This window comes from Paenibacillus sp. OT2-17, assembly GCF_009827695.1.
In the GTDB taxonomy this organism is placed as follows: domain Bacteria; phylum Bacillota; class Bacilli; order Paenibacillales; family Paenibacillaceae; genus Paenibacillus; species Paenibacillus polymyxa_B.
Genome location: NZ_WUDQ01000115.1, coordinates 1 through 9,361, shown reverse-complemented (window position 1 = coordinate 9,361; position 9,361 = coordinate 1). Strand labels below are relative to the sequence as shown.

The 9,361-nt window shown below is 43.7% G+C and carries 10 protein-coding genes, 1 tRNA gene and 1 pseudogene; 9 read left to right on the top strand and 3 right to left on the bottom strand.

The genetic code is table 11. From position 1 onward, the window contains the following. The first annotated feature begins 144 nt into the window (after positions 1 to 144). On the top strand, positions 145 to 660 hold the full coding sequence (locus GRP75_RS14195; RefSeq protein ID WP_160789613.1) for a hypothetical protein: 516 nt from the start codon (positions 145 to 147) through the stop codon (positions 658 to 660). 70 nt (positions 661 to 730) lie between these two features. Next, complete coding sequence (locus GRP75_RS14190) at positions 731 to 1,249, top strand: GNAT family N-acetyltransferase (protein WP_160789612.1); 519 nt, start codon at positions 731 to 733, stop codon at positions 1,247 to 1,249. A gap of 20 nt (positions 1,250 to 1,269) precedes the next feature. On the opposite strand, the gene GRP75_RS14185 is transcribed toward GRP75_RS14190, so the two are convergent. Continuing rightward, positions 1,270 to 1,704, bottom strand: a complete 435-nt coding sequence (locus GRP75_RS14185; RefSeq protein WP_053325137.1) for an N-acetyltransferase — start codon at positions 1,702 to 1,704, stop codon at positions 1,270 to 1,272. Between the two features lie 377 nt (positions 1,705 to 2,081). Between GRP75_RS14185 and GRP75_RS14180 the strand changes: the two genes are divergently transcribed. Continuing rightward, a tRNA-Leu gene (locus GRP75_RS14180) sits at positions 2,082 to 2,166 on the top strand. A gap of 93 nt (positions 2,167 to 2,259) precedes the next feature. Here the strand turns inward: GRP75_RS14180 and GRP75_RS14175 are convergent. Continuing rightward, positions 2,260 to 2,790, bottom strand: a complete 531-nt coding sequence (locus tag GRP75_RS14175) for an NAD(P)H-dependent oxidoreductase (RefSeq protein WP_053325138.1) — start codon at positions 2,788 to 2,790, stop codon at positions 2,260 to 2,262. A 197-nt stretch (positions 2,791 to 2,987) separates the two neighbouring features. On the opposite strand from GRP75_RS14175, the gene GRP75_RS14170 reads away from it, so the two are divergent. After that, the gene (locus GRP75_RS14170; protein WP_023987974.1) at positions 2,988 to 3,344 is read left to right on the top strand and encodes a winged helix-turn-helix transcriptional regulator; all 357 of its coding nucleotides are present in this window, start codon (positions 2,988 to 2,990) and stop codon (positions 3,342 to 3,344) included. 168 nt (positions 3,345 to 3,512) lie between these two features. Continuing rightward, positions 3,513 to 4,676 (top strand): enoyl-ACP reductase FabV, encoded by a 1,164-nt coding sequence (fabV, locus tag GRP75_RS14165; protein WP_160789611.1) that lies wholly within the window; start codon positions 3,513 to 3,515, stop codon positions 4,674 to 4,676. Positions 4,677 to 4,806: 130 nt separating this feature from the next. Here fabV and GRP75_RS14160 read toward each other — a convergent pair whose 3' ends face one another. Beyond that, positions 4,807 to 5,010, bottom strand: coding sequence for a hypothetical protein (locus tag GRP75_RS14160; protein ID WP_160789610.1), 204 nt, complete (start codon positions 5,008 to 5,010; stop codon positions 4,807 to 4,809). 168 nt (positions 5,011 to 5,178) lie between these two features. On the opposite strand from GRP75_RS14160, the gene GRP75_RS14155 reads away from it, so the two are divergent. The 4 genes and pseudogenes from GRP75_RS14155 to GRP75_RS14140 form a co-directional block, all read left to right on the top strand. Then, positions 5,179 to 6,336, top strand: coding sequence for a sn-glycerol-1-phosphate dehydrogenase (locus GRP75_RS14155; RefSeq protein ID WP_160789609.1), 1,158 nt, complete (start codon positions 5,179 to 5,181; stop codon positions 6,334 to 6,336). Positions 6,337 to 6,534: 198 nt separating this feature from the next. Further along, positions 6,535 to 7,665, top strand: coding sequence for a GntR family transcriptional regulator (locus GRP75_RS14150; RefSeq protein ID WP_160789608.1), 1,131 nt, complete (start codon positions 6,535 to 6,537; stop codon positions 7,663 to 7,665). Positions 7,666 to 8,036: 371 nt separating this feature from the next. Then, positions 8,037 to 8,165 (top strand): annotated as a pseudogene (locus GRP75_RS29765) (class II aldolase/adducin family protein); the annotation flags it as partial. Between the two features lie 112 nt (positions 8,166 to 8,277). Then, positions 8,278 to 9,361 (top strand): ribulokinase (locus GRP75_RS14140; protein WP_160789607.1); only part of this gene is annotated, 1,084 nt, incomplete at its 3' end.

Here is a 9,361-nt window from a genome sequence, read left to right as displayed (position 1 = left end):
CTTGTTTACAGGTTTTTTCTAGGGCTTCTGTTTAAAGGTTAGGTTTCTTGGAGGAAAATATATATGGTATACTCATTGGATTAAGAACAAACTTCGACATGAGTTGGATAATAAATTGTAACGATAGGCAGAGGTGAATTGTACATGTTCGACCCTACGGTTTTTGATAATTTAAAAGTGGCTATGGAAAATACGGTTTACGATCTGGATAATTTGGATTCACGTATTGACATTACACAGCGGATCGACAGATTGGAAATGTCCGTGATGTCACGTGAATTTGCTGTCCAATTCAGACTGAGAGAACACCCGAGTGTGACAGCAGAGATTCAACTAAAGGCGGATTTAAACAACTTGGCTGCGGAAATTTTGGAAATCAAAGATCAAATTCCGGGATGTGTCTTGTTGCTGAGTTTTTACATGGAAATTCGTGAAATTGAGTCACAATGCAGCCGGATTGAAAATATACTGGCCAAAATTTGGAAGCCCGATCTTCGACCAGTACAAACGCTTAGTCAGATTTACGGAGAGAAGACGTCTACATACCAAAACAGGATTGAACTCCGATTTTCCAGACAAATTAATGAAGATCAGATGGAAGACATTCCAGAGCTGTTGGAACACATATTGCTGACGCTTATGGAATTAAACAAGGTCTAAAGGGTTAGGGCCCTAATGTAAATGACATTAGTAGACCAACAAGTTAACGTTAGAGGAGTTGAAAGTATAAATGAATGAACTTGAATTCTCTCAAGTATATGCGATTATGGAGGCTTCTTTTCCTGAAACGGAATGCAGAACATCCGAGTCACAGAGGGCTCTGCTTCATCATCCATGTTATCGTTTACTTACCAAAAAGGACGAACAAGGGCAAATAATTGCTTTTTTGGCGGGATGGGAGTTTACAGATTTTCGGTTTGTAGAGCATATTGCCGTAGATTCGGCTATACGAGGTGGCGGGTTAGGTAAAGAGCTTATGAGCAAGTTTATTTCACAGTCCGGTAAACCGGTAGTACTGGAGGTTGAGCCACCAGTGGATGAATGGACTCGGAGAAGAATTGGTTTTTATGAACGTTTGGGGTTTCATCTGAACCATTTTGACTATGTACAGCCCCCTTTAAGAGAAGGACAGGCTGATCTGCGGCTTCAAATTATGAGCTATCCAGGTGCGCTGGCTGAACAGGATTTTGCTCCGTTTAAAGAGATTTTATATACCGAGGTCTATGGGTTAAATAAGAAGACTATATAGCTAAAGATGCTTCATTATCGTTAATGTTTTGTCCATGCCATCACAAATTCTTTCTCGTCAGTTTCGGCATCAACAGATTCCGCTTGAATGGTAAATCCATTTTTGGTATAGAAGTTAAATGCTTTCGTGTTCGACTGGTATACTTTTAATTGAATCTCATCATGTTGCTTCTTGATCCAATCTAGTAGTAACTTGCCATAGCCTTTTCTTTGAGAATCAACACGTATAAACAGAGCCGCCAAGTATCCATCCAACATGGAAACAAAGCCGCCGATGCTATGATCATCTTGTATGATAACGTAGTTTTGAGCGAGGGGAAGGTACCTGTTTTCCATCTCGGTAACTTGTGATGCCCAATACTGCGGAGCAATAAAATGATGGGCTTCTATGGAAGCATCCAGCCAGATGGCTGTCAACTCGTTGAGCTCTTCCACATTTGCGGGTCTAATCGACATCGTATCTCCTCTTTCACAGTGCAGTATGTAATCTTATAGATGGTGTTGAAATAAAAAAGACCGTCCGAGGACGGTCTTTCTACCCGTGGCGCTTAATTAAAGCTTTGATCCGTATCCCGCGCCTCCGTCAACTCTGTAAATTAGAGAATAACGGACCGGGTAAGGGATACGCTCAACATGTGATTATTGATGTTGACGCACCTCCTTTCCTGATGGACCCATTTTACCATATATGGATTGTGATATCCAGTGATTTTCTTATATTTGCGGAAATGATTCATAGAAAATATAATATAAAAATAGCTTGATTTTATGTTCTATGGAAGATATAATCTTAATTACCGTGATTGAAAAACATCGGTGTGAATACATAATATGCGGTCGTGGCGGAATTGGCAGACGCGCACGGTTCAGGTCCGTGTGGGCTAACCCCCCGTGGAGGTTCGAGTCCTCTCGACCGCATTATAGCCTAACATTTACAGGTTCTTGGATTGGCTGGATGCCACCAAGAGCCTGTTTTTATATGGTTAAGATGCGTGTACCATTATAACTATTTTATTTATACTGAAATATATATTTAATATAGTCCTTTGCACTCTGATTAATGTCTTCGTCGCTTGCTTGAAACGAGGCTCCGAAGACAGCGAAATAGGGTAATGTTATCGCGCCAACATGCACTGCGCTTGCTTTAAAAGGTGCTATAACTTCATCTACAGTAAAAGAAACGGAACCAGTAGGTGAGTAATTTTCTTTTTTATCGCCAATGGACATGGCTATCCCTAGCTTCTTTCCTTTTAACTTATCACCTTGTGAACCATAAGCCCATCCATGAGTAAAAACATCATCCATCCATTTTTTTAATAAAGGCGGGTAACTATACCAATATAAAGGGAATTGAAATATGATATTACTATGTGCTTCAAGTAACTTTTGCTCTTTCAAAACATCAATGCTCCAGTTTGGGTACTCTTTATAAATTTCGTGAATTGTAATTTCATTGGTATATTGAAGTAATTCTCGTTTCCATCTGTTATTTACTCTAGAATCTTCGATATGGGGATGAGCTAAAATCACAAGAGTTTTCATCATAAATCACCTTTCTTACGTAACATATTTGCCTTTGTAGATGCTCTATTATTATTCTGTATGCTTCAAAAAAAGTAAATACACACAATAAAGTAAGATAGTTACTTGAAAGTGTGCATTGGACTTAGAGTGAAGATACGCAATTATAAAATTAATTAGATAAACTTTGTTATTTTTAGCGTTGAAGAGGTGGTACTATGAAACAATATAATTTAGGCATAGAAGCAACACTTGAGATCATCGGAGGTAAATGGAAATCATTAATCATTTGTTTATTAATGTCTGGTAGAAAAAGGACAAGTGAATTACAGCGTAGTATTCCGGGCATTTCTCAAAAGGTTCTTATACAGCAACTTCGCGAACTTGAAAAGGATGGTATCATAGGTAGACATGTGTATAATCAAATGCCTCCAAAAGTGGAGTATTATATAACGGAATATGGAATTACAGCAAATGAAATTATTGACTTAATGTGTTCTTGGGGAAGGGCTAATATCCAAATAAGACAACAGCAAGGAGAAGATGTGATGTTGTTAGAAAATGATTCAAAATGAATAGTGGAGTAAAAAAGCGTTGCAGACTATGATGTTTACGGTAGTTTTCTTCGGCTGTCTTCAAGTGTTATGTTATGTGTTGAGCCGCAAGCTGATTTGCTATATAGTTATGACTGGACAACCATTCCATCCATATTAAATGAATGCCAAAGTAGGGGGACCCTTGCAATGATTATTAAACCGAAAATTCGTGGTTTCATATGTACGACTGCACATCCTGCAGGATGTGCGGCTCATGTTAACCGTCAGATCAACTACATCAAAGATAGCACATCAATACAAGGAGCTAAAAAGGTACTTGTGATCGGAGCATCTACTGGATATGGGCTGGCTTCTCGTATTGCTGCGAGCTTCGGTCTGGGAGCGGACACCATAGGGGTATCCTATGAACGTCCCGCATCAGAGGGGCGCACGGCTTCAGCAGGCTGGTACAATACGGTAGCCTTTGAAAGAGCGGCCAGAGCAGCTGGCTACATAGCAGAAAGCATTAATGGAGATGCTTTTTCTCATGAAATTAAGCAGGAGACGTTGAAGCTGGTAAAGGAAAAGCTGGGCAAGGTAGACCTGATTGTGTATAGTGTCGCTTCACCGCGACGGACACATCCCGATACGGGTGAGACCTTTAATTCCGTTCTCAAGCCTATCGGACAGTCTTTTTCTAATAAAACAGTGAATACGAATACAGGTGTCGTATCACAAATTACGCTAGAACCGGCTACGCAGGAGGAAATTGAGAACACCATTACGGTAATGGGTGGCGAAGATTGGTCCTTGTGGCTGAAAGCGTTGGAAGAAGCTGATCTGCTGGCTGAAGGGGTAACCACACTGGCTTACTCGTATATTGGTCCCGAAATTACGGAGGCTATCTATCGTAAAGGAACCATTGGCCAAGCTAAAAATGATTTGGAAGCTACAGCACATACTTTAACAAAGCAACTGGAGCGTTATCATGGAAAAGCTTACGTTTCTGTGAATAAAGCTTTGGTTACACAATCCAGTTCGGCTATTCCAGTCGTACCTTTGTATATTTCTTTGCTGTTTAAGGTCATGAAGGAAAAGGGACTGCACGAGGGATGTATTGAGCAGGCACAACGTCTGTTCGAGACGCTATACAGTGGGTCCACTGTGGAAACGGATGAAGAAGGACGCATTCGGCTGGATAACTGGGAAATGAGAGACGATGTGCAGCAGGCTGTCAAAGCAGCTTGGTCCGAAATCACTACAGAAAACGTATCTGAATTGGGTGATCTCGAACAATACCGTCTGGATTTCCTCCAATTATTTGGATTCGGGTTTGATGAAATTGATTATGAATTAGACGTTAATCCATAGGTTGATACACTTTCATAAGTGATATTTGTAAAACAAAAACGGGTACTCTCAAGCGATGCAATTGCTTAAGAGTGCCCGTTTTTTATGTGTATTGGCAAAGAACAAGTTGCACTCGTTTCACTAACAGCATTTATCGAGAATTAGACGTGGGAAGCGACTTACGGTGCAGCAAGCGAAAAACGGCAATGGTAATGATAATCCCCGCAACGCCAAAGACTGCAACAGAAGTCAGAGCTCGATAGGCTTGCCAGCCGAACAAAAATGCAATACCACTGCCAAACGTTGTACCTGCCAGTAAACCAAGTGCGCAGGCAATATCCGTTCCAAATTTCATAAACATGTTCCTTTCAAATGTATAAATTAAAAAGCAACTTGTACTTTTTTGCTGGACTTGGACATACACTTGTGCGTACAATTAAATAGTAATCGTTTTCAAACGGAATCTATTAATCATTATGGATCATTCTTGTGCAAATTATTCCTTTTTCAGGAGGCTGATGAAATGAATATGAATGAGCAGATCAAGCTGTGGAACGAAGAGGCGCAGGCTAGTAACGCTGATCATCCTCACCGAAAGGTTGAATTGTTTATTGAGGTACGGGATGGAGCACTGCAGTCTGTTGTTCCATATCTGAACCAACAGGATTATCGTCATGTAACTCTGGTAGAAGATGAACATACTTCGGCGGCGGCTGGAACAAAAGTGGCTGAGCTGATTCGTGAGGCAGGTTTGACAGTTGATGTCGTCCGCTTACCTCCGAATGCTGTAGGGGATGTGATTGCTGATGAGACCTACATTATGAAAGTGCTGCTGGGTGTGGCGGATAAGAGTCAGGCTGTACTTGCTGTAGGCTCCGGCACAATTCATGATCTGGTTCGCTTCGTATGTTATAAAATGAATCGTCCGTTCTTGTCAGTACCGACGGCTGCTTCGGTGGATGGTTTTACCTCCGCAGGCGCACCACTAATTGTGGACGGCAGCAAGCAGACATTCCAAGCAGTTCCGCCAGAGGCGATCTTTGCTGATTTGTCCGTGCTGGCAAATGCGCCACAGACGATGACTGCGGCCGGTTTTGGCGATATGCTCGGTAAGTTCACCTCACTAGCGGACTGGCATGTTTCCAGAGATTTAGGAAACGAGCCGTATTCACCTGTGGCTAATCGCATTACTGAGGAGGCTCTGCGTGACTGTGTAGAACATGTCGATGAGATTGCGGCAGGTAGCAAGGCTGGGGTCGAGGTATTGATGAATGCGCTGATTGCATCCGGTATTTCGATGCTGATGATAGATCATTCTCGTCCAGCGTCAGGGGGAGAGCACCATATTTCCCACCGAATTGAAATGGATTTTATCGCAGAGGGACGCAAGCAAGTTTTGCATGGTGCCAAAGTGGGCGTAGCATCCTCATTGCTGTCTGACCTGTACAGGGATTTAGCAGCCAGTCAGGATGTAGAGGCATTTAAGGTGTATCGGGGATTGCCTACGTCGGAGCAGATGCGCGCATGGCTGGCTCAGGTCGGAGGCCCATCTACCATTGCCGAGCTCGGGGTTACGGAGGAACAGCTCGCTCGTGCATTGCGCACGGCTCATACCTTGCGTGATCGCTATACTGGACTTAAGTATATGAATGAGAATGAACATCAATTGCTTCGTTCGTAATGTGCAACCTCTACACAAATTGTCCCTTAGATATTCAGCCACTCATGTGTGGCAAGGAAGGGATAAGCGAATGGGTTTACACCCCCGGCAGCAATACGACGATATCCTGTTCCTGTAACATTTGTATGTACAAATGAACGGTATGCTATAATCGTGGAATATGAACAGGTACACGATATTGCAAGTACGGAGGAAATTATGGCGCCCAAATATATACAAGTTAAACAGGAGATTTTGTCCTGGATTCATTCATCTAAACTGGAACCACAAAGCCAGCTTCCATCTGAGCATGAAATGTCTGAACAATTTGCCGTTAGTCGGCAAACGGTGCGTCAGGCGCTGGGTGAGCTGGTGCAGGAAGGCTGGCTGTTTCGGATGCAGGGCAAGGGAACCTTTGTCGCGACACGGGACAGCAAGCAGCCCGAAGATCCAAAGACGATTGGAGTCATTACAACCTATATATCGGATTATATTTTCCCATCCATTGTACAGGGAATTGAATCTAAATTGAGTCGTCAGGGCTATAAGATGCTGCTGTCAAGCACAGGTAATGACCCTGAGCAAGAAAGTCAGTGCCTGGAAATGCTATTGAGTCAACCGCTGAGCGGAATTATTATCGAACCGACCAAAAGTGGAGAGCGTAACCCCAATCTGAACTATTATTTAACCGTGGAAAATCGCCAAATCCCTTATTTGATGATCAATGCGCGTTATGAGGAAATGGATGCGCCATGTCTGCGAGTAGATGATGAAAAGGGTGGTTTTTTGGCGGCCGAGCATCTGATTAAGCTGGGACACCGACGCTTGGCCGGATTTTTCAAAACCGATGATATGCAGGGGATTCTTCGTATGAAGGGATTTGTGGCCGCTCACCGCAAATATGGTGTGACACTACACCCGAACGCAGTAACGACTTACCGGACAGAAGAAAAAAATGAGATTCCGCTACAACGTGCGTCGAGGCTATTGACGATGGAGGCGGGAGAGCGTCCTACTGGATGGGTGACCTACAATGATGAGCTGGCTGTTCGACTCCTGGATATTGTACGTTCGGTGGGCCTGAACATTCCCAATGATCTATCGTTGGTTGGGTTTGATGATTCATTTTTGGCGACAGCAACGGAAATCAAGCTAACGACAATTCGGCATCCAAAGGAAGAATTGGGGCTACGTGCTGCCGATACCATGCTGTCGATGATTGAAGAGAAGGGGTACCATGAAGAAGATCGTCAGTTAATTCTACCGCCTGAGCTCATCGTTCGTGAATCTACGGGGCCTGTTCAGGTCATGCCTGGAGAAAACAAAACTAGGCAGGGAGATCAGTCTTAACATGTAAGGACAAGTTAGTAAGTGTACAGCTTCAACGCTTAATATTTGATGGGCATGTTTTTCGCCATACCGAACAGTCTGTTTTCTGGATTGCAGAAATAGACTGTTTTTGCTATGTTTTTTCTGAAAATGAGTACATAAATCTATCGAGAAAATACATAAAAAAGACTAGCTAAGTTGTACGTACAAGCATATAATGAAAGCGGAACCAAGGATAAAGGGTCGTTAAGACCTTCCTGTAATTTTCCATTTGAAGTTAGTTTCAGTCACCTCCTCCATTGCAGATTTCAGAAATGATAGTAAAAGGTGTGTCTTATACATATTAGAACAATTGAAAAAGGAAGTATGGGAGGCCAATTTGGCTCTTCCAAGGCGTGGCCTATGAAGAACTGAAAGCGGAGCAACTGGTTGTACTGGTTCTACAAGGCGATATTGTCGAGGTTGACCTTCGGCCTTCGTCAGATACGCCTACACATCATCTGGCATTGTACCGTTCTTTCGTTCGGAATCCAGAATTCACCTTAGTGGATCTGGTGCTGCTGGGTAAGCATTTTCTGCGCAAGCATGGGCGAACGCTTATTATGGTCAAACGAAAAAGGAGGAGGCACACAAATGAGCAAGTATACAATTGGTGTCGATTATGGAACGGAGTCCGGCCGTGCGGTTATTGTTGACCTGTCTGACGGAGCTGAAATTGCTACACATGTAACACCTTACCGTCATGGAGTTATGGATGAAGTGCTGCCTGGTAGTGGACGCAAATTGGAAATGGATTGGGCGCTGGAACATCCGGCTGATTATATTGAAGTGCTGACTATTTCTATACCTGCCGTTATGAAGGAGACTGGCATTTCTCCAGACGATATCATCGGGATCGGAATTGATTTTACAGCATGCACGATGCTGCCGATCGACGCGCAAGGACAACCGTTGTGCTTTGACGAGAACCTAAAAGATAACCCGCATCATGCAGCACAGGATGAAGCGGACCGTTTAAATGCCATTGCCTCGCAGCGAGGAGAGGCCTTTCTGCCCCGCCATGGAGGGAAAATTTCTTCCGAATGGATGATCGCAAAAATTTGGCAAATTCTGAACGAGGCACCGGACATTTATAATCAAACAGACCGCTTTGTAGAAGCGACCGACTGGGTAATTTCCCAGCTCAGCGGGGAACTGAAACGTAATCAGTGTACAGCTGGCTACAAGTCTATTTACCATCATCGCGATGGTTATCCGGATCGTGAATTTTTCAGAGAGCTCGATCCGCGTCTAGATAATTTGACGGATACGAAGCTGCGCGGTGAGATTTATGAATTGGGTGCCCGTGCGGGTGGATTAACAGAGGAGATGGCTGCAAAACTCGGACTGAACCCGGGAACGGCAGTAGCGGTAGGCAATGTGGATGCTCATGCGGCTGTTCCGGCAGTAGGCGTCGTCACACCAGGCAAGCTGGTGATGGCGATGGGAACTTCCATTTGCCATATGCTCCTCGGTGAGGAAGAAAAAGAAGTAGAAGGTATGTGTGGCGTTGTAGAGAACGGAATTATTCCGGGCTATTACGGGTATGAGGCTGGACAATCGGCGGTAGGAGACATTTTCGCATGGTTTGTGGAACATGCTGTTCCGGGCGAAGTGAAGGAGCAGGCAGCTGCGGAAGGTGTGAACGTCCATGTATGGCTGGAGCGTAAAGCGGCTG